Below are 20544 nucleotides of genomic sequence, written 5' to 3' on the forward strand. Positions count from 1 at the left end.
ATAAAATCAATGTTCAGACGGCATAAACAGCAAAAGGCCGTCTGAAAGATAATATGGTCAGCGGTTTGTTACGCGCTCAAATGCGCTTTCAGTTTTTCTTCGTCCAAAAACCAATGGCAGATTTCGGTATCGCCATCCAGCAAAACAGGCACCAGCTCATTGTACTTTTCTTCTAAAACCGGATCGGCATCGACATCAACAATATCCAGTTCAAATCCAAACTGCTCCTGATAAGGCTTTAATTGTTCGCGCATTTTGTGGCACAGGCTGCAATATTCCCGAAACATCAAGGTCAGTTTCATGGCGGTTACTCTCGGAGGGACAAAAGCGGCCATTGTATAGCAAAATGCCGCCAAACCATACAGGCATGACAAAGGCCGTCTGAACAGGCGCGAGATAACGCCTTCAGACGGCCTTTGTGTGTATTCTGAAATTAAGACTGAACGTTAATACCTGCAGTCACGGTATTTTGGGCACTGCTTGCTGTCAAAAACGATGCAGCCAATTCGCCGCAGCAACCGCAACAAGTCGCCACGCCCAATTGAGCCTGCAAATCGCTCATGGTGGTTGCACCGGCGGCGATGGTCTCTTTGATGTCGTGGTCAGTAATGGCGTTGCAGATGCAGACAAACATGATGTGCTCCAATAATTTTGTTACCCTCTGTAATTGAGAGTAGGATTTATTCTTGAACGTAAATATAAATAAAAACGGTTTGCATTGCAATATTGGCACTGTCCTTTTGTTTTGAAATTTTTCTATGAAATTTTATATTATGATTGATATTTTATAATTTTAAATTTTGATAACCTTTCAGACGGCCTCAATAACAAAAAGCGGCATCTTCGAGATGCCGCCTTTATTTATGAACGGGAATGGTGTTCATCGACCATGTTTTTCAAACGGATATTGGCAACATGGGTATAAATCTGCGTGGTATTGATGTCGGAGTGTCCCAACATCATCTGAACCGAACGCAAATCGACGCCGTGATTGACCAAATGCGTGGCAAAAGCATGGCGCAAACCGTGCGGACTGAGCGAAGCAATACCGGCCGCTTCGGCATATTCTTTGACTATCATCCATGCAAGCTGACGGCTGATGCCGCTGCGTTTCTGGCTGACAAACACTTCGTCGCAAATTTTGTTTTTCAGCAACAACGGACGCGATTCATTGCAATAGCGCTCCACCCAATACGCCGCTTCCTGTCCCAACGGAACCAGACGCAATTTGTCGCCCTTGCCTATGGTACGGATACTGCCGCGATGTAAATCGATATCGCTGAGCGTCAATTTGACGGCTTCGGTTACGCGCAAACCTGTTGCATACATGACTTCAAGCAAGGCTTTGTCGCGCAGTCCGTGCGTCGTTTCCACATCCGGCGCAGCCAGCAGCGCGTCGATTTGGGCTTCGGTAATCAGCGTGGGCAGTTTGCGTTCCGATTTCGGTGCCTTGAGAAAACGGGTGGGATTGTCTGCTCTTTGACCCGTTTCTTCCAACCAGCCGTACATGCGCTTGCAAGCTGACAATGCCCGTGCTTGGGACGTACTTTTTTCCCCTTCCGCATACACGGCATCAGACAGGGCAAATTCATCGGCGCTCAACCAATCCTGCCCGCCCTCGGCCAAACGCGCAGCAACTTTGACCAAATCACGGCGGTAACTTTGCAGCGTATTGTGGCTGAGCCTGTCTTGCAGCCAAAGGGATTCAAGCAGCTTGTCTATTAAATCGTCCATACTCATCAAACTGTATTGAAAGGCCGTCTGAACGGCATGACTTTACATCCGTTCAGACGGCCTTAGGTTTTCAAAGCCCTATTAATAGGCTTGAGAGATTGTATCCAAAACTTCCTGCGCGTGTCCGGTCACTTTGACTTTGCGCCACTCATGGGCGATTTCGCCGTTTTCGTCCAGTACAAACGTGCTGCGCTCAATGCCGAGGGATTCTTTGCCGTAAAGCTTTTTCAGCTTGATCACGTCAAACAGTTTGCAAACAGTTTCTTCTTTATCGCTCAACAATTCAAACTGGAAGCCTTGTTTAGTGCAGAAATTCTGATGCGATTTCACGCCGTCGCGCGAAATACCAACAACAGTATAGCCCAATGCTTTGAATTGCTCCAATCGGGCATTGAAATCCAAGCCTTCGGTGGTACAGCCGGGCGTGTTGTCTTTAGGATAAAAATAGACAACCAACGGCAAATGTTCGGCAGAGTTAAAATCGCTGCCGAAAGAAGATGGGAGTGTGAATTGATATTTTGACATAATTATTCCTTTCAGACGGCCTAAACCTAGCCTACGTTTATTTTTCGCTTAAATTCAAATAACTGCGCGTACCTTGAAAATCTTCCAATGCGCGCAACAAAAGCTGGAAGTGGTCGTCATTGCCGGCCAAATCCAACTCATCGGCATTGACGGTCAGCAAAGGCGCGCTTTGATACAAATGAAAGAAATGGCTGTATTCGTCATGCACCCGTCCCAAATAGCCTTCTGGAAACAAGCTGATAATGCCTTCGTGACGTTTTTGCAGACGTTTGCGGTTGTTTTCGACGGCGGTTTGCAGATAAATCACCACATCGGGTTCCGCGTATTGCGGCAAAATACGTTGCTTCATATCGGCAAAAAGCTGCTGCTCGTCATCATTCAAAACGATGGGCGTAAAAATACGGTCTTTTTCCAATAAAAAGTCAGCCACAACCATTCCGCCTTGCGCGCATTGGTCTTCAATAATATTCACGCTTTCAGCGCGGCGCGTCAGGAAGAAAAGCTCGGCAGCCAAGCCATTATTGGAAACATTGCTGTAAAACTTCATGAGAAACGGATTGTGATCCGGATTCTCCGACAACAGCAACGCGCTGAAATGCTCTGCCAAGCGGCGGCTCAAAGCGGTCTTGCCGCTACCGATAGCGCCTTCGACAACAATATAACGAGGGTTCATAGTAACTCTTTGTAATGTGTTTCCCAACAATATTTTATAGCAAAAAAGGCGTGTCCAACACGCCCTTTCTTGTTTTCGTCCGTTTTTCAGACGGCCTTTATTCTTTCAACAGGCGAATACCCTTCCCGCCCAAAGTCTGAGCCAAATCAGCCGCACGGCCATGCTCGCCCAACTCGAAATCCGGAAGGATTTCGGCCAACGGCAACATGACGAAACTGCGCTCATGCGCGCGCGGATGCGGCAAGGTCAGATGCGGGTTATCGCTGCGGATACCGTCAAAATCGATGATGTCCAAATCCAAAGTGCGCGGCGCATTACGGAAGGTACGTTCGCGCCCAAATTCGGCCTCGATGCGGTTTAACTCTGCCAACAGCGCTACGCCATCCAATGATGTTTTCACGGTACAAACGGCGTTCACAAAATCGGGCTGATCATCATAGCCGACCGGCGCAGTCAGATACAGGGAAGATGTTTTTTCGAGCCGGATATGCGGATGCGCGGCCAATTCGGCCAAAGCGGCGCGAACCTGTTCGGCAGGATTGGCGAGATTGCTGCCCAAAGCGATAACGGCAAAATGCGGATACATTTCAGACGGCCTCTTTTAAAACGGCAGCGTTTTGGTTTTGGCAAGGAAAACAATCGTGGCAACACACGACATGGCCAAAACGTAGACGATATAGAATTTCGGCGAACGCGGACGCGAACGCATCATAATCATGCCCAACACAATATAAACCAGCAACAGCAGGATTTTCATACCGAGCCACGGTGCATTGAACGGCGAAAAATGGGTAATCTTCATCAGCCACAAGCCGGTAAACAGCAACATGGTGTCGTTCAAATGCGGCATGGCTTTCCAAATGCCAGCCAACGGCTTCTCAGGATGACGCCAGAGCAGGAAAAAACGGATGTTGAACAACAGGATGGTAATGGCAACGAAAATCTGATGGCTGTATTTTACAAACAGATATTGCATGGCAGTTTCTTATATTGAGGGTTGAAAAACAAAGCAGCTATTTTACCGCAAACATCTATTTCTGACGCAACTTTTCAATCGCCAGCAGATAGGGAGGCGCATTGCGGCGGTTGACAAAGCCATAACGTAACACGGCAAAGGCTTCCTGCGGCAAAGTTTCCGCCCATTGCACAATCGCTTCAGCCTCTATTCGGCCGGCTTCATGCCCCGGATACAATACCGCTACGGCAAGCCCGCCCTCTTTCAGCAAACCCAAAGTATCCGTCAACGCACGGATACTGCTTACCGCTTCAGTTGTACAATTTTTATCGCCACCCGGCAGCCAACCGAAATTAAATACCGCGGCATCTAAAGGCTCGTCGAGATAAGATAAAAGGTTTTCATGGCCGTCATGTATCAGGGCTACCCGACCATCTACGCCGTTTTCTTTCAGACGGCCTTGAGTCTGCGCCAGTGCTTTAGATTGCACATCAAACGCCCACACCCTACCCGTTTCGCCAACCAATTGCGCCAACAGCAAAGTATCATGCCCGTTTCCGGCCGTTGCATCCAAAGCGCGGCTGCCTGCTTTTAAGGCTTGTCTTAACAGGGAGTGGGCAAAGGGAAGAATGTTTTCAAGCATCATGATAAAGGTCGTCTGAAAATAAAAATACCCTACCGCAAAAGCGGTAAGGTATTGAAAAACAGGAATGCGTTACATCATTTATTCGGCAGGTTGTTGCACAGTCTCAACTTGAACCGGAGCAGCTGCGGCAGCGGCTTGAGGTTGTTTGTTTTCGTGTTGCAGGCTGACTGCGCGTGCAGGAACGATTGTTGAGATAGCGTGTTTGTAAACCATTTGAGTGACGGAAGTATTACGCAGCAGAACAACGTACTGGTCGAACGATTCCACTTGACCTTGCAGCTTGATGCCGTTTACCAAGTAGATCGAAACCGGAACGTGCTCTTTACGCAACGCATTCAAAAAAGGATCTTGTAACATTTGTCCTTTAGCTGTCATATTCTTGAGCTCCATTATTATGATTGTAAAGACGCCAAAATCAGCGTTTGATGGGATTGTAGCCCCGAATAGGATAAATTACCAACTATTTTTTTCTATCACACCGTTTAGGAATCCAGCAATAAGGGAACTTCCCATCAAACCGACTGTTTCATTTCCATATTCACAACAATTCCAAATTCAAATTTGATGTTTTTTAAATTCAGCAAATCTTATCGAAAATATGCCATGAAGCTCTAATGAGCTGTTTTTTATTATAAAAAGGCCGTCTGAAATTGTTCAGACGGCCTTTGTGCTTATTTGCTGAATTGTTTTTTCACGCTGACTTTGGTTTTCTTCTTGAAGCGGTTTTTCTCTTCCTTGCGGCCTTCGCGTTTCTCAATACGGTTGCTCAGGCTGACACGGCGCAGCGGTTTTTTCTTCGGTTTGTCTTCCGCATTTTCATACGGGTTTTCCGAAACATTGTATTGAATTCTGAGCGGCGTACCTTGCAGATTGAAGGCTTTGCGGAACGTTTGGGTCAAATAGCGCGTGTAGCTGTCAGAAATGGCGTGCAGCGAATTGCCGTGTACCACAATTACCGGCGGATTCATGCCGCCCTGGTGGGCATAACGCATTTTCGGACGCACCAAACCAGCACGCGGAGGCTGTTGACGCTCGATCGCGCTTTGCAATACGCGCGTGATTTTTGGTGTCGGCATCTTAATCATTGCCGCGTTGTAGGCAGCCTGAATGCTTTCAAACAAACCGTCTATACCGCGCTCTTTCAATGCAGAAATAAAGTGAAACTTAGCAAAATCAAGGAAATACAGTTTTCGGTTGATATCGCGTTTCACTTGCTCGCGACGCTCTTCGCTGATGCCGTCCCATTTATTGACCGCCACCACCAAAGCACGGCCTGCTTCCAAAGCAAAACCTGCAATCGTCGCATCTTGATCGGCAATATCTTGTTGCGCGTCCAATACCAAAACAGCAACGTTTGCCGCTTCAACCGCCTGCATGGCTTTGATAACGGAGAACTTTTCCACTGCTTCATCCACTTTGCCGCGACGGCGCACACCTGCGGTATCGATGATGGTAAACGGCTTGCCTTCACGTTCAAAATCGATATGAATACTGTCGCGCGTCGTACCTGCCATATCGAAAGCAATCACGCGTTCCTCGCCGAGAATAGCATTTACCAAGGTCGATTTACCGACATTTGGACGGCCGATTACAGCAAAAACAGGATGTTTCGCTTCTTCCTCTTCCTTTTCAGGCTCAGGGAAGGTTTCCAAAATATCTTCAATCAGATAATACACGCCATCGCCGTGCGCACCTGAAATAACATAAGGGTCGCCCAAAGCAAGTTCGTAGAACTCGGCTGCAAGTACAGCCCTATTGCCGCCCTCGCCTTTATTCACGGCCAAATAAATAGGACGCGGGCTTTGGCGCAAACGGTCGGCAATAATTTTATCTTGCGGCGTCAAACCGGTGCGGCCGTCCACCAAAAACACCACTGCATCGGCTTCATCGACAGCCTGCAAGGTTTGTTTTGCCATTTCGTGCAAAATGCCGCTGTCCACAACCGGCTCAAAACCGCCGGTATCGATGACCAAATAAGGTTTGCTGCCGACTTTGCCATGACCATAATGTCGGTCACGCGTCAGGCCGGGCAGGTCATGCACGAGCGCATCTTTGGTACGCGTCAAACGGTTGAATAAAGTAGATTTGCCGACATTGGGGCGGCCGACAAGCGCGATGGTTGGTTTCATGATTGAGTCTTTCTGTGTCAAGTGCCGCCTAAAAACGGGAGCGGAACACAAGCAGGTGTTTTAAAAACACGGTTGATAAGGATAAGTGTAGGCCGTCTGAAAAGTCATTGCAACTTCAGACGGCCTTGATTTCAAACAAACTTATTTCAAGCTGTCGATTTTCATTTGCAGCAATTCGCGGCCTACTGCGGTTTGCGGCATTTTGCTCAAAGCAGCTTCGTAACTTTGTACGGCTTCTTTGGTTTTATTTTGGGCAACGTAAACATCGCCTTTAGTTTCCAGCATCAAAGGCTCGAAATCAGCCTCAACCTGAGTATTCAGGGCATTGATGGCGGCATCGTACTTTTTCTGCTGCAACAGGACAACGCCCAAACGCTGAGCTGCCAAAGCTTGAACCAGCGGTGCGTTTTGGTTTTTCAGTACCCAATTCAAATGACCTTCCGCCACATCATAACGGCCGGCATCAAACTCGGTTGCCGCCACCATCAACGTAGCTTGGGCTGTCGAAATAGAATCAGGATAGTTTTTTTGCAATTCGGCCAAATCGGCGTTGATGGCTTTAGGGTCGGTTTTTTGCTGCGCCTTTTCCACCATTTGCGCCAATACTGCGGCGGCTTCCTGATCTTTTGAAGCTTTTTGGCCTTGGTAAATGGTGTAACCCAAATACCCCAAAGCCGCCACAATCAGCAAGGCAAAGATCCAACGGCCAGTGCGTTTCCAAAAATATTTAAAGTTGTCTAACTCTTGTTGTTCTTCCAAATGGGCTGCCATTTATGCGTTCTTCCATTGTTGTAAAGTGTCTGTCAAATCAGCGGCGGCAACGGTTTGTTGTTCGTGTTTGCCCTGCATATCTTTCAGGGTAACCGTACCGTTTGCCAGCTCATCCTGAGCCACAATCAGAGCAAAGCGTGCGCCACTGTTGTCTGCTTTTTTCATTTGCGCTTTCAGGCTCTGATAGCCGGAATGCTGCATCACATTGAAGCCTTGAGCGCGTAAGGCTTGTGCGTATTTCATCACCTGCAAGTCCGCACCTTCGCCTTGGTGCATTGCATAGACATCAGGCGCAGCGTTCACTTCCAATGAGCCGTATTCGCTCACCAAAAGCAGCAGGCGCTCAATACCCATCGCAAAGCCGATAGACGGCGCAGGTTTGCCGCCAAGCTCTTCAATCAAACCATCGTAACGGCCGCCGCCGCACACAGTCGCCTGCGCGCCGAGTTTGTCGGTCGTCCACTCAAAAACCGTCTGATTGTAGTAATCCAAACCGCGGACCAAGCGCGGATTTTCAATATACTGAATACCCAAACCGTCCAACATCGCCTTGAAGCGTGCATAGTGGTTTTGCGAAGCCTCGCCCAAATAATCCGCCAGACGCGGCGCCGCGTTGCAGATTTCCTGCAAATCAGGGTTTTTCGTATCCAAAACGCGCAAAGGATTGGTTTTCAGACGGCGTTTGCTGTCTTCGTCCAATTTATCTTCATAACGGGTCAGATATTCAACTAATGCCGCACGGTGTGCCGCGCGTTCCTCACGGTTGCCCAAGCTGTTGATTTCCAAAGTCAGGTATTCGCGAATACCCAATTTTTCCCACAAGTCGGCAGACATCGCGATGATTTCCGCATCAATATCCGGCCCTTCAAAACCCAAAGCCTCGATACCAACCTGATGGAACTGACGATAACGGCCTTTTTGAGGACGCTCGCGGCGGAACATTGGCCCCATATACCACAGCTTTTGCGGGCTGTTGTACAGAAGGTTGTGTTCGACCACCGCACGCAAACAAGAAGCCGTACCTTCAGGACGCAGGCTCAAACTCAAAGAATCGTTTGAATCGGAGAAGGTGTACATTTCCTTGCCGACCACATCGGTTTCCTCGCCAATGGAGCGGACAAACAAACCGGTTTGCTCGACAATCGGCGTACGGATTTGCTGATAGCCGTAAGCGCGTGTCCAACGGCCGACCGCATCTTCAAACGCCTGCCAAAACGCAGCCGTCAGTTTGAAATCTTTTTGTTCGACAGGTAAAAGGTCGTTCATACCTTTTACAGATTGAATTTTTTGTGCCATTTCAATATGGGATGAGCGAAAATCAAATAGTTGGGCATTATAGCTGATTTTTAAGGGTTTGTGAGTTTGGGAACAAATCAAAAGGCCGTCTGAAAGTTTCAGACAGCCTTTGATCGATTAACGCTTTTATTTATCCCACCTACTAACCGCGGCCCATCCGCATCACAGGCGCATCAACCTGCCGCGCCTGCTCTTCCGCCAAGCGCGCCATTTCCTGCTCGCGTTCCTGCGTAGCATAAACCTTGTCTACGTTTTGCCGCAAACCGCGTCCGACATTAGAATCCAGCATGCTATCCAAAGCGGCATACCTTTTGTTATCGTCATCTGACAGCAAGGCTGCAAAACCGTATTCGCGGAATTCGTTGGCAGAAGCGTTTTTGACTAAGGGTTTGCTGATGTCGGGTTTGCCTGCGTCGGCATAGGCCTCCTTCCCTGCATCGGGACGTGTGCCGTCGTTCTGCATCATAAACATCCTGTTGTCGAACAGGGATTTCGGCGGCGGTACACTGTTGATGATTTCTTGGATTTTTTCCGCTTGTTCATCTTTTTGCCTATGCGGATGGTTACTGAGGATACGGACTTTTTCTGCCAGCGGTGCAGCGCCGAAAGCGGCAAGCGAAATGGCTGCTTTACTTACCGCTACATCGCCTCGATAATCCTGAATCATGTTTTTATTCGATTCAGCGAGTTGAAGTGCCTGGTTAAAATTGCGTTCGGAGAGGATGGAGTTTTTGCCCACGAAGTTGTCGGAAGAATGAACTTTAATAGAACGGGCCGCTACGCTGACGGCTTTATAGGCTCTGGTATTGCTTTGATTGTTGTAACCGAATTTTTGCAACAGCGCGATGTCGTCTTGTCCAGCCAATACGATGACCTTGCCGTAATGGGCGGAGGCGGCGGAAACCGTATCCGCAGCTTTTACATAGTTGGTTACCGTGCTGCCGCCTTTGGGAACGCCGTGCATTCCGACCGCGCCGTAGCCGTTGAAGGTTGCGCCTTCATGCCCGAAACGGTGGGCTTGGATTTCGACATGTGCGCCGCCGAGGGAATGTCCGACGTGGGTGATTTTTGGGATGGGAATTCGAGGATCGTTTCGATGTATGTCATTAGCTAACTTTATCGCCTCACGGGTCAGCTTTTCCGCATCGGCAGTCTGAAGATTTGCCCAACTGGTTACCATCGCAAGGTCGATGATACCATCCGTAACGCTGGCCGTTCCTCGGTGGGCAACGACAATTTCATTGGTTCGGACATCTTGGTACACTGTTCCTTGATAACCTGTTACAGGGTTGTTGCGGACGGCTAGAACTTTATAATAGTTTCCTCCAATAAGAATAGGTTTGTCATTAGGTTTTGTAACGGGACGAGTATTATAGGCATCTGCGGCAAGATCGGCCTGCTGCTGTCTAGTAATATTACTCATGATTGAATTTCCTCAAGGGTTACAGTTATGGTAAACATTTCTTTATGTTCTTCGGCACTATACAGTTCAGGAGAGGTAATACCGAAATTGACAAAATCCGGAGAAATGGAACCATCTTCCCGTGTAAAATAAGGATATGACCATTTCCAATAATATTTGGTTAATGTTTTTTTCTCTATCAAATCATTGAAAATATTTCCAAAACTAAATCTAGTCTCTGATGGCTCTCCTGTTGCTTTAAAACCCAAGCCGAATCCCTCTATCTGCCAATGGCAGACACCTTCATTAAAGTAATTTTCATCCTGCATTGCATCAGTATAGACAATGGCTTCGTATTCAAACTCCGCTAGCTGGCGAACTTCAATTTCCAAATCTTTTTCCGGATTGGCAGCCACTCCTTCAATGCGATTAATAATATACGAGCAATTTCTTGCTCCATAACCTACACTCATACTCCCCATCAACTTCAACGGTCCGGGTGCATCGTTAATTTTGATTTTAAGGCGGTATGCCTGTTTAGGATGGGGATTTAGCTGGAATCTTGCTTCGGTTTGTTCCTGAATACTCATGCTTTTCTCCGAGCTGCCGCAGGCATTCAGGCTAAGGACTGAAAATACGGCAGCGGTCATTAATGCGTTCATCGGTTTCATCGGTTTCCCCTTCTTGGACTGGCAAAAGGTCGTCTGAAAAACAGGTTTCAGACGGCCTTAATTATAGCAGAAGTGATGTATAAGCGGATTTACTGGCATACAAACGGTAGTTTCCACATTGTACAAGCACTTATGTTCGATAGACCATATAAACATTAGACATAAATGACGATCTGCCGCACTTTCTCAATCCGAAACACCATCTGAAAAAATCCTAAAAACCGAGTACAATCCGCCGCATGAAAAAACGTACCAATCCCCTACCCCTTTTAGACGGTGTCAAACCCAGCTACTTGGTTTTGCCGCATGAAAAGCAGTTTTACGGCTTGCCGCTGCTGCATTTTTTATGCGCTCATTTTCCCTTTGTCGGCGAAGAAAACTGGCGGCGGCGGCTGAACAGTGGTTTTGTGGTGGGCGCGGATGGCGTACCGTTTGATGAGAATACTTTGTTCGAACCCGGCAAGACGATGTTTTATTACCGTGAAACCAGCCGTGAGAGCGAGCCGCGTATTCCGTTTGAAGAAAAGATTTTACATATTGATGAGCATTTGATTGTGGTGGACAAACCGCATTTTCTGCCCGTCATCCCCAGCGGCAGGTTTTTGCGGGAAACCCTGCTCACACGCCTGCGTTTGCGGCCTGAATTGCAGCATTTGAATGTTGAAGACATTACGCCGATTCATCGCTTGGATAAAGATACAGCAGGCGTTATGCTGCTTTCGCTCAACCCTGCCACGCGTCGCGATTATCAGACCATGTTCCAAGAAAAAACCGTCCGAAAAACCTATGAAGCGGTGGCGCCGACGAGGACGGATTTGGACTATCCGCTGCATATTTCGTCACGAATGGAACGCGGCGAAAAATTCTTTCTCACGCGGGAAACGGAAGGCGAACCCAACGCCCACACAACCATCGAGCTTATCGAAAACCGCGGCGCATTCAGCCTCTACCGCCTCACGCCGCATACAGGAAAGAAACACCAGCTCCGCGTGCATATGATGAGTTTGAACATGCCGTTGATGAACGATGCGCTTTACCCTACCCCATTGGCGGCCGGCGAGGAAGACTACGACAAACCTTTAAAACTTTTGGCCAAAAGAATAGAGTTTACTGATCCTGTCAGCAGAGAAATCCGCGTATTTGAAAGCGGCTTTACGCTTTAAGTTATCCAATCCAATAAAAAAGGCCGTCTGAAATTTTTCAGACGGCCTTTTTGTCACAGAATCATTTGATTAGTGATGAATGCAGCTGCACTCTTTATTCATATCAATCACCATACGGCCGGTAATTTTACCTTCGCGCATTTCTTGGAAGATGGCAGGCGCTTCATCCAAAGCACGCAACTCGACTTTAGGCACAACCAAACCTTCTGCGCCGAATTGGAATGCTTCCTCCAAATCTTTGCGGGTACCGACCAAAGAGCCGACCACTTCGATGCCGTCCAATACCAAGCGAGGGATAGACAAATCCATAGACTCAGGTGGCAAGCCAACTGCAACGACACGACCGCCTGCGCGGACGCAGTTAACACCTGAATTGAAGGCAGCAGCGGATACGGCTGTTACAACGGCTGCGTGTGCGCCACCGGTTTTCTCTTGGATGACTTGAGCCGCATCTTCTTTGGCAGCATTGATTACCAAATCCGCACCGGTTTCTTTGGCAAAAGCCAGTTTGTCGTCATTAACATCAATGGCAACAACGTGCGCGCCAAACACTTTTTTCGCGTATTGAACCGCCAAGTTGCCCAAACCGCCTGCGCCGTAAATCGCAATCCATTGGCCCGGACGGACGCCGGAAACTTTAATGGCTTTATAAGTAGTTACGCCGGCACAAGTGATACTGGAAGCTTGCGCAGGATCCAAGCCTTCAGGAACTTTGACCGCATAATCGGCACTCACGATACAGTGGGTCGCCATGCCGCCGTCGGCAGTATAGCCTGCGTTCAATACAGAGCGGCACAAGGTTTCGCGGCCGGTATTACAGTATTCGCAAGAACCGCAGCTTTGGAACAGCCATGCGATGCTGACACGGTCGCCGACTTTCAGATTTTTCACACCGTCGGCAACTTCTTTAACCAAACCGATGCCTTCGTGTCCCAATACGCGACCCGGTTTGTCGCCGTAATCGCCTGCCGCAACGTGCAAGTCGGTGTGGCACACGCCGCAATACTCGACTTCCACCAACGCCTCACCGTATTCCAGCGGACGCAGTTCGCGTTCAACAACTTCTACATCACCTGCTACATCTTTATTTACTACCACAGCATGCATTTTCATGAGAGAGTCTCCTAGGGTGTTGAAAAACTGTTTAGCTATGAATGAGAATACTCCCCATACCCTAAGCCGTCAACCCATAATCTTTTTCAAAACAACGAGTTATGATGTTATACCATAACAAATCCTATTCAGGCCGCCTGAATCTTTAAATATATTAACAAATGCACTTTCATTTCAATCAAATCCTTAATTTTTCAGACGGCCTGCTACATGAAACAACATTGCAAATGTAAATTTTAAGAACATTCTCATTTTTAGTACTTGAACTTAAAAAGAAAAAAGCATAAGCTGCTTTCATGGTGTTGAACCACCTATTCCCATTCATTAAGGAGACAGCATTATGGCAAAAGATTTAAATGTGTTTGATAAAGAATATGGTCTTTTAATCAACGGCGAATGGACGAAAGGTAGCGAAGGCAAACTTTTATCCTCTTACAACCCTGCCAATGGCGATGAGTTGGCCAAGTTCACAGACGCAACCGATGCTGATGTCGATGCTGCCGTAGCCGCTGCACAAGAAGCATTCAAAACATGGCGCAAAACCACGACTGCCGAACGCGCGGCCATTTTGAACAAAATCGCCGATGTGATTGATGAAAACGCCGAATTGTTTGCCCTGCAAGAAACCTTGGACAACGGCAAACCGATCCGCGAAACCCGTGCCGCCGACGTGCCTTTGGCTTCCGACCATTTCCGCTATTTCGCCAGCGTGATCCGCGGCGAAGAAGGCACTGCGACCCAGCTTGACGCCGAAGACCTGTCCATCGTTTTGCGCGAACCGATCGGCGTTGTCGGCCAAATCATTCCTTGGAACTTCCCATTCTTGATGGCCGCATGGAAAATCGCTCCGGCATTGGCCGCAGGTTGTACCATCGTCATCCACCCTTCTTCCAGCACTTCATTGAGCCTGTTGTCCCTCGCTCAAAAAATCAACCACTTGCTGCCTAAAGGCGTGTTGAACGTGATTACCGGCCGCGGTTCCAAATCCGGCGAATACATGCTGCACCACAAAGGCTTCAACAAACTGGCCTTTACCGGCTCAACCGAAGTCGGCCGCCGCGTCGGCATCGCTGCTGCTGAATTACTGATTCCGTCCACTTTGGAATTGGGCGGCAAATCTGCCAACATCTTCTTCGACGATATGCCTTTCGACAAAGCCCTCGAAGGCGCGCAAAAAGGTATTTTGTTCAACCAAGGCCAAGTGTGCTGCGCCGGTTCGCGCATTTTTGTACAAGAAGGCATTTACGACAAATTCGTCAATGCTTTGGCTGAAGAATTCAAAAAAATCAAAGTCGGCCTGCCTTGGGAAGACGACACCCAAATGGGTTCTCAAGTCAATGCCGGTCAACTCGAGACCATTTTGAAATACGTCAAAATCGGCGAACAAGAAGGCTGCCGCATCATTACCGGCGGTAAAAAAATCGAAGGCGAATTGGGCAAAGGCGAATTTGTCGAACCGACTTTGATTGAGGCCAGCAACGAAGCCCGTGTTTCCCAAGAAGAAATCTTCGGCCCGGTTGCCACCGTGATTAAATTCAAAACCGAAGAAGAAGTCATCAAAATGGCCAACGACAGCGAATACGGCTTGGGCGGCGCAGTTTGGAGTACCGACATCAACCGCTGCCTGCGCGTTTCCAACGCATTGGAAACCGGCCGCGTTTGGGTAAACTGCTACAACCGCCTGCCTGCCGGCGCGCCGTTTGGCGGCTACAAAACTTCAGGTATCGGCCGAGAAACCCACAAAATGATGCTCGCCGCCTACACCCAAGTGAAAAACATCTACATCAGCACCCGTGAAGAACGCGAAGGCTTCTATTGATTCGGCGATTCACATTAATCTGATTTAGAAAATATAAAGGCCGTCTGAAACCTGTTTCAGACGGCCTTGCTTTATTCTGTTTCGCAATAAATGCTTTATATCTTTCTCAAAAAAAGCTCCATCACTTTCTCTCCGGCCACAGCCAGCAATGCCCCGGCCACAACCACCATGGCACCCACATAGCTGACGATATTCATATCCGAAGCGGCAAAATAATCGGGGGCGAGATGATGGCCGATGGTGGAAAATATCATGGTGAATACGGGAATCAATGTGGTGACGATACTGACTTTTGAAGCGTCCCAATGGTTGAGAGCTTCGCCGAATGAACCGTAGCCGATCAGCGTGTTCAGGCAGCAATAGATAAAGCAGCCCCATAAAAACGGATTGCCGATATGGGCGATTTGAGACGGTTCGGCAAATGGCAGGAAAACAAAGCTGCTGCAAAAATAAATCATGAGCAGGATTTGTTGCGAATTGAAATGTTTGGACAAAAGTTTTTGCGCCACACCGTAACACACCCAAATCATGCTGCCCGAAGCCGCCATCATCACGCCGACCGCGTAGCTACCCAAGCTGAAAAGTTCGCCGAATTTGTCGTTGAAAAACATGACCAAACCCGTCAGCAAAAGCATCAAGCCAATTTTTTGCCAGTGCGTAAAGGCTTCTTTAAACACGCCAACGCCGACCAAAATCATGGTAAAGGGAGAAAGCTGCCACAACACCTGCGTGGTTGTCGGAGAAATATAGTGCAAACCCATGGCAACGAGAACGAAGTTGGCGGAAATGCCGATAATGCCCAGCAACAATAAAAATAAGGTTTGCTTGGAAAATTCAGACGGCCTCGGCAGCTTGTCGGTCAGCCCCAACAACGCAAACAACACCAGCGACGCCACTAAAAAGCGTATCCACACCAGCGTGGGCGCATCGACGGCTTTTAAGGCCTGTTGTGCGATAACCGGCAGCGAACCCCAAGTCATGGTGGCAAGCAGCGCCAATGAAAAGCCGAGCCAAGGTTTTTGTTTCTTCATTTTTCAGACGGCCTTTACTTACGCGGCTTCCCAGTAGTCGATATAAAGCTGCAATTCGAGATTGTTCCGCCATTCGTTGGCTACGGGGCGGTACACCGTGCGGATGTATTCGGGAATGTCTTCGCTGCAACGCCAAAACATGGCTTCAAATTCGTAGCCGTCTTTTTGTAGCCAGACTTTTTTATGTTTGCCTTCTGCGCCCAAAGGTTGCTGGCGGATGACGTGAAATTCGTCGGTAAAACTCGGTGGCGCGAAGCCCTGCCCCCAAACGTGTTTAGCAAGGTTTTGCGCCTGTTCCAGCGTAATGTCGCGTGCAGGCAGGCTGCCGTCGGTGATGAAGGTTTGCGACAAATCGTCTTCGCACACCATCTCACGCACGGCTTCTTCAAATGCCGTCTGAAACGCGGGAATATTGTGTTCAAGTATGCTCAAACCCGCCGCCATCGCGTGTCCGCCGAATTTCAAAATCAAATCGGGATGGCGTTTGGACACCAAGTCCAAAGCATCGCGCAGGTGCAGATTGGGAATGGAGCGTCCCGAACCGCGCACTTCGCCGTTGTCGGCAGGCGCAAACACGATGGTCGGACGATAAAAACGGTCTTTGAGGCGGCTGGCAACGATGCCGACCACGCCTTGATGGAAGTCGTCGCGATACGCCACCAAAGTCGTCTGCCCTGAAGGCAGGGTTTCAGGAAAATCATTCAGCGCGTCTTGTAGCATGGATTGCTCGATTTCGCGGCGCTCGATATTGAGGTTGTTTAACTGCGCCGCCAGTTCCTGCGCCTCGGCATCATCTCGCGCCAACAGACAGGCAATACCGACCGACATATCGTCCAGCCGTCCGGCCGCATTGATGCGCGGCCCCAACGCAAAGCCCATATCAAACGGCTGAGCCTTGCGCCAATCCCGTCGCGCCACTTCAAACAAGGCGCGGATACCCGGGCGCATTTTGCCCAAACGCATCCGTTTCAAACCTTGAGACACGAGGATACGGTTGTTGTGGTCCAGAGTGACGACATCGGCGACAGTGCCGAGTGCGACCAAATCCAAAAGGTTGCCCAGATTCGGCTCTTTTAGGCCGTCTGAAAAATAATTGCGGCGGCGCAGTTCGGCACGCAAAGCCATCAATACATAAAAAATCACGCCCACGCCCGCCAAGCTTTTGCTTTGGAAACCGCAGCCTTTTTGGTTCGGATTGACGATGATGCAGTCGGGCACGGTCTCGGCAGGCAGATGGTGGTCGGTCACAATCACATCCAAACCCAATTCCTGCGCACGCGCCACGCCTGCAATGCTGGCGATGCCGTTATCGACCGTAATCAGCAAATCCACGCCTTGCGCGGCGGCGATTTCGGCAAGCTCGGGCGTCAAGCCGTAGCCGTGTTCGAAGCGGTTGGGCACGAGAAAATCCACTTTCGCCCCCATCGCCGCCAAACCGCTCATACCGACGGAACACGCCGTCGCACCGTCGGCATCGTAGTCGGCGACAATCAGGATTTTTTCCTGACGCTCAATCGCATCCGCCAAACGTCCGGCGGCGGCTTCGCAGTTTGTCAGCGTTTGATACGGCAAAAGCGCAGCAAGCTTGTCGTCCAACTCGGCCGGACTTTGCACATCACGCGCAGCACACAGCCGCGCAATCAAAGGATCGGTACCGGCAGTGAGCAAGTCGTTAAAAACTGTCGGATTAATGGAACGTGTTTGGATTTTGACGGACATAGTGTGTGGGATTAAATAGAGAGAAAATTAATATTTTTGAAGCGTTTATTTTAAGGGCCAGGCCGTCTGAAACCTGCAATCCGTTTTCAGACGGCCTGGGATATTATTTGCGTGAAGCATCGATAATTTCACTGACTACGACATAGGGGACTGCTATCACTGCGCCGACTGCATCCAAAGCCAATGTGAATGGTGTTTGCAGAATATTCTCCGTCAACTTCTGAACGTCGGTGCTTTTTTTGGTTTCCGTATAATAAATTCTGACAGGAACGGCAGTGTCAAAACGGCGGTCTTCGGCAACATTTTTCGGCGTTGCGTAATAATGACCTTCGGTAGAAATACACCGCGTGTAGACAGTTTTGTCATCGAGTTCGACCGGCTTGAACGCCAGCTGTTTCAACTTGGCAATCTCGGCAGCTTTTTGAGTATCGTAACGCAGACAGAATTTTGAGCGGAAAGTTTGCGATTCAGGGGATTTCAATTCGACCGGCAAAGCCTTATACGCATATCTTGGGTTTTGCTGAACCATTTGAAACTGTTTGTCCAATTTAACATCCAAGACCACCTTCAACTTGGCCGAATCTCTAGGATTAACAACAAACCAATATTTTTTGCCCATCATGACCAAGCTGCCTGTTTCCAATTGCGTATTGTCTTTGGCAACCACGCCAAATGCTTGAATATTGTCTTTGGCAACGGTTTTTTCGGTTGTGGTTTTATGGAACGGGTTGTTCTCTCCCCAAAGAAAGACAGTACAACCATTCAGGGTTAGTGCACTAATTAACAAGGCAGGTACAAAGCGGCGAAATTTCATGGTCATCCTCCTTCGGCATTACGATACAGGCCGTCTGAAAACCGCAATCCGTTTTCAGACGGCCTTAAGGGTTTATTCTTCCCAATCCTGCCCTTCTTCTGAAGCATCGGATTGACCGGCCTCCATCACTGCTTTAATTTCTTGGAACAGCGCGCGGAAGTTTTTCGGCGGTTTGTTTTGTTCCTGCTCTTTTTTGGTGTTGCGGATCAAGGTACGCAATTTGCCGGCATCGGCTTGCGGAAAATCGGCCATAAATTGGGTAATCGCGCCATCGTCTGCCAACAGTCGAGTACGCACCTGCTCGACGCGTTGCAAAAAGGCATTGTGTGCCGTATTGTCGCCGCGCAGTTTGGCCAAATAGGCTTCGATGGGCGCAGGGTCGGTATCGCGCATCAGGCGGCCGATAAATTGGGCTTGGCGTTTGAGTGCGCTGTTGGACGTGATTTTTTTATAGGTAACGATGGCCTCGAACAGCTCTTCGTCCAAGCCGATTTTTTTCAGCGTATCGCTGGAAAGCTTGGTCAATTCCATACCCAAAGCCTGCAAATCGTTCATCTGCTTTTTCATTTGGGTTTTGCTGACCCATTCGTCTTCTTGTTCAAACATTGTGTTTCCCTGATTTTCTGAATCTGCCTATTTTATCAGTTTTCAGACGGCCTTTCCGTGCGATTTTTGCAGAGGCCGTCTGAAACGGTTAAAATGCCGCAAAACCCTGTCAGGAAACCTTTTTATGCTGTTTAACCACACACCGGACGAGCTGTTGCGCTTGTGCGGACACACGCTGGATTTGGCCAAACAATCCGGCGCCACCTCGGCCGAAGCCGATTTCAGCGAGTCGCTCGGCCAAAGCGTCAGCGTGCGCTTGGGCGAAATCGAACAAATCGAGTTCCAACAAGATAAATCTCTAGACATTACGGTCTATGTCGGCCAACGCAAAGGCCGCGCCAGTACGGCCGACTTCTCCGAACGCGCCCTGCAAGATACGGTCAAAGCTGCCATCGATATTGCACGCTATACCGCCGAAGACGATTGCTCTGGCCTTGCCGATGCTGCCTTGATGGCAACCTATATCGGCGACCTCGACCGCTACCACGAATGGGATTTGAGTACCGAATCCGCCATTGATTTGGCCAAGCAATGCGAACAGGCCGCGCTGTCAACGGACAAACGCATTGAAAATTCCGAAGGCGCATCGGTTCATACCGGCCATTACCAATACGTCTACGGCAACACCCACGGCTTTGCCGCACACCAGCAAAGCACGCACCACAGCATTTCTTGCAGCGTGGTCGCCAGCGACGAACACGGCATGCAGCGCGACTATTGGTATGATTCTTCCTGCCGTCACGAAGACATGGACGCGCCCGAACTCATCGGCGAAACCGCAGCCGAACGGACTTTACGCCGTCTGAACAGCCGCAGCGTTCCGACCGGCAGCTATCCCGTACTGTTTGACACCACTGTCGCCGTCGGTTTAATCGGCCACCTTATCGGCGCACTCAGCGGCGGCGCGCTCTACCGTCAAAGCAGCTTCCTGATTGACAGCATCGGCAAACAAGTGCTGCCCGAATTTCTGAGTCTGCGTGAAGAACCGCATATCCTGCGCTCGTTCCGCAGCACTTATTTTGATGCCGAGGGCGTGGCCACGCAGCCGCGTTTCGTGGTGAAAGACGGCATAGTCGAAGGCTATTTCCTCAGCAGTTACAGCGCGAAAAAACTCGGCATGCAGACAACGGGCAACGCCGGCGGCGCGCACAATCTGTATCTGAACCACACACATGCCACGCAGGCTGACCTGTTGAAAGAAATGGGAACAGGTTTGCTGGTTACCGAATTGATGGGACAAGGCGTCAACGGCATTACCGGTGACTACTCGCGCGGCGCGGCCGGTTTTTGGGTGGAAAACGGCGTCATTGCCTATCCGGTTCAGGAAATCACCATTGCCGGACGGTTGCAGGATATGTACCGCGACATCACCGGCGTGGCAGACGACGCATTACGCCGTTCGTCCAACCAAATCGGCTCCATCTTGGTTTCCAAAATGACGGTTGCCGGCAACTGATTGAACTAAATAGACAAAAGG

At 49.3% G+C, this 20544-nt stretch carries 22 protein-coding genes; 3 read left to right on the forward strand and 19 right to left on the reverse strand.

The features are described 5' to 3' along the window. Window positions 1–68: 68 nt before the first annotated feature. From O3681_RS04475 to O3681_RS04540, 14 genes are all read right to left on the reverse strand, one after another. The gene (locus O3681_RS04475; protein WP_070461515.1) at window positions 69–302 is read right to left on the reverse strand and encodes a glutaredoxin family protein; all 234 of its coding nucleotides are present in this window, start codon (window positions 300–302) and stop codon (window positions 69–71) included. A 131-nt stretch (window positions 303–433) separates the two neighbouring features. After that, window positions 434–634 carry a (2Fe-2S)-binding protein gene (locus O3681_RS04480; RefSeq protein WP_003681978.1) on the reverse strand — a complete coding sequence of 67 codons (201 nt, stop codon included), beginning with the start codon at window positions 632–634 and terminating at the stop codon, window positions 434–436. Between the two features lie 227 nt (window positions 635–861). Then, window positions 862–1740: a site-specific tyrosine recombinase XerD gene (gene xerD / locus O3681_RS04485; protein WP_371459379.1), complete on the reverse strand. Its 879-nt coding sequence runs from the start codon at window positions 1738–1740 to the stop codon at window positions 862–864. A 75-nt stretch (window positions 1741–1815) separates the two neighbouring features. Further along, entirely contained in the window at window positions 1816–2259 is a 444-nt protein-coding gene (locus O3681_RS04490) for a peroxiredoxin (protein WP_371459380.1), read from the reverse strand. 37 nt (window positions 2260–2296) lie between these two features. Continuing rightward, entirely contained in the window at window positions 2297–2932 is a 636-nt protein-coding gene (locus O3681_RS04495; protein WP_107723532.1) for a deoxynucleoside kinase, read from the reverse strand. Between the two features lie 97 nt (window positions 2933–3029). Beyond that, window positions 3030–3518: a 2-amino-4-hydroxy-6-hydroxymethyldihydropteridine diphosphokinase gene (gene folK, locus O3681_RS04500; RefSeq protein WP_371459381.1), complete on the reverse strand. Its 489-nt coding sequence runs from the start codon at window positions 3516–3518 to the stop codon at window positions 3030–3032. Between the two features lie 15 nt (window positions 3519–3533). Further along, entirely contained in the window at window positions 3534–3908 is a 375-nt protein-coding gene (locus tag O3681_RS04505; protein ID WP_003681989.1) for a SirB2 family protein, read from the reverse strand. Between the two features lie 55 nt (window positions 3909–3963). After that, complete coding sequence (locus tag O3681_RS04510; RefSeq protein ID WP_107723534.1) at window positions 3964–4533, reverse strand: class I SAM-dependent methyltransferase; 570 nt, start codon at window positions 4531–4533, stop codon at window positions 3964–3966. Between the two features lie 78 nt (window positions 4534–4611). After that, complete coding sequence (hfq, locus tag O3681_RS04515) at window positions 4612–4908, reverse strand: RNA chaperone Hfq (RefSeq protein ID WP_036493792.1); 297 nt, start codon at window positions 4906–4908, stop codon at window positions 4612–4614. Between the two features lie 296 nt (window positions 4909–5204). Next, the gene (gene der / locus O3681_RS04520; protein WP_070765104.1) at window positions 5205–6662 is read right to left on the reverse strand and encodes a ribosome biogenesis GTPase Der; all 1458 of its coding nucleotides are present in this window, start codon (window positions 6660–6662) and stop codon (window positions 5205–5207) included. A 141-nt stretch (window positions 6663–6803) separates the two neighbouring features. Further along, entirely contained in the window at window positions 6804–7433 is a 630-nt protein-coding gene (locus tag O3681_RS04525) for a tetratricopeptide repeat protein (protein ID WP_004519433.1), read from the reverse strand. After that, a complete protein-coding gene (gene hisS, locus O3681_RS04530) occupies window positions 7434–8729 on the reverse strand; it encodes a histidine--tRNA ligase (protein ID WP_107723535.1) in 1296 nt (431 codons plus the stop codon). A 142-nt stretch (window positions 8730–8871) separates the two neighbouring features. Next, on the reverse strand, window positions 8872–10152 hold the full coding sequence (locus O3681_RS04535) for a lipase (RefSeq protein ID WP_107723536.1): 1281 nt from the start codon (window positions 10150–10152) through the stop codon (window positions 8872–8874). Then, window positions 10149–10802 (reverse strand): hypothetical protein, encoded by a 654-nt coding sequence (locus O3681_RS04540; protein WP_107723537.1) that lies wholly within the window; start codon window positions 10800–10802, stop codon window positions 10149–10151. Before O3681_RS04540 ends, O3681_RS04535 begins: the two co-directional genes overlap by 4 nt. Window positions 10803–11041: 239 nt before the next feature. Here O3681_RS04540 and O3681_RS04545 point away from each other — a divergent pair, with 239 nt between their 5' ends. Beyond that, window positions 11042–11965 (forward strand): pseudouridine synthase, encoded by a 924-nt coding sequence (locus O3681_RS04545; protein WP_107723538.1) that lies wholly within the window; start codon window positions 11042–11044, stop codon window positions 11963–11965. A gap of 69 nt (window positions 11966–12034) precedes the next feature. Here O3681_RS04545 and adhP read toward each other — a convergent pair whose 3' ends face one another. Further along, the gene (gene adhP, locus O3681_RS04550; RefSeq protein WP_003681279.1) at window positions 12035–13078 is read right to left on the reverse strand and encodes an alcohol dehydrogenase AdhP; all 1044 of its coding nucleotides are present in this window, start codon (window positions 13076–13078) and stop codon (window positions 12035–12037) included. A 340-nt stretch (window positions 13079–13418) separates the two neighbouring features. On the opposite strand from adhP, the gene O3681_RS04555 reads away from it, so the two are divergent. Beyond that, a complete protein-coding gene (locus tag O3681_RS04555) occupies window positions 13419–14897 on the forward strand; it encodes an aldehyde dehydrogenase family protein (protein WP_070584307.1) in 1479 nt (492 codons plus the stop codon). 95 nt (window positions 14898–14992) lie between these two features. On the opposite strand, the gene O3681_RS04560 is transcribed toward O3681_RS04555, so the two are convergent. The 4 genes from O3681_RS04560 to yjgA form a co-directional block, all read right to left on the reverse strand. Next, complete coding sequence (locus O3681_RS04560; RefSeq protein WP_107723540.1) at window positions 14993–15928, reverse strand: DMT family transporter; 936 nt, start codon at window positions 15926–15928, stop codon at window positions 14993–14995. Window positions 15929–15946: 18 nt separating this feature from the next. Then, window positions 15947–17647: a single-stranded-DNA-specific exonuclease RecJ gene (recJ, locus tag O3681_RS04565; protein WP_371459382.1), complete on the reverse strand. Its 1701-nt coding sequence runs from the start codon at window positions 17645–17647 to the stop codon at window positions 15947–15949. Between the two features lie 103 nt (window positions 17648–17750). Continuing rightward, the gene (locus O3681_RS04570; protein WP_371459383.1) at window positions 17751–18461 is read right to left on the reverse strand and encodes a hypothetical protein; all 711 of its coding nucleotides are present in this window, start codon (window positions 18459–18461) and stop codon (window positions 17751–17753) included. A 72-nt stretch (window positions 18462–18533) separates the two neighbouring features. Beyond that, entirely contained in the window at window positions 18534–19067 is a 534-nt protein-coding gene (yjgA, locus tag O3681_RS04575; protein ID WP_107723543.1) for a ribosome biogenesis factor YjgA, read from the reverse strand. 124 nt (window positions 19068–19191) lie between these two features. Here yjgA and pmbA point away from each other — a divergent pair, with 124 nt between their 5' ends. Next, window positions 19192–20523: a metalloprotease PmbA gene (gene pmbA / locus O3681_RS04580; RefSeq protein ID WP_371459384.1), complete on the forward strand. Its 1332-nt coding sequence runs from the start codon at window positions 19192–19194 to the stop codon at window positions 20521–20523. The last annotated feature ends 21 nt before the right edge of the window (window positions 20524–20544 follow it).

Source organism: Neisseria sp. 27098_8_158 (assembly GCF_041433145.1).
In the GTDB taxonomy this organism is placed as follows: Bacteria; Pseudomonadota; Gammaproteobacteria; order Burkholderiales; family Neisseriaceae; genus Neisseria; species Neisseria subflava_E.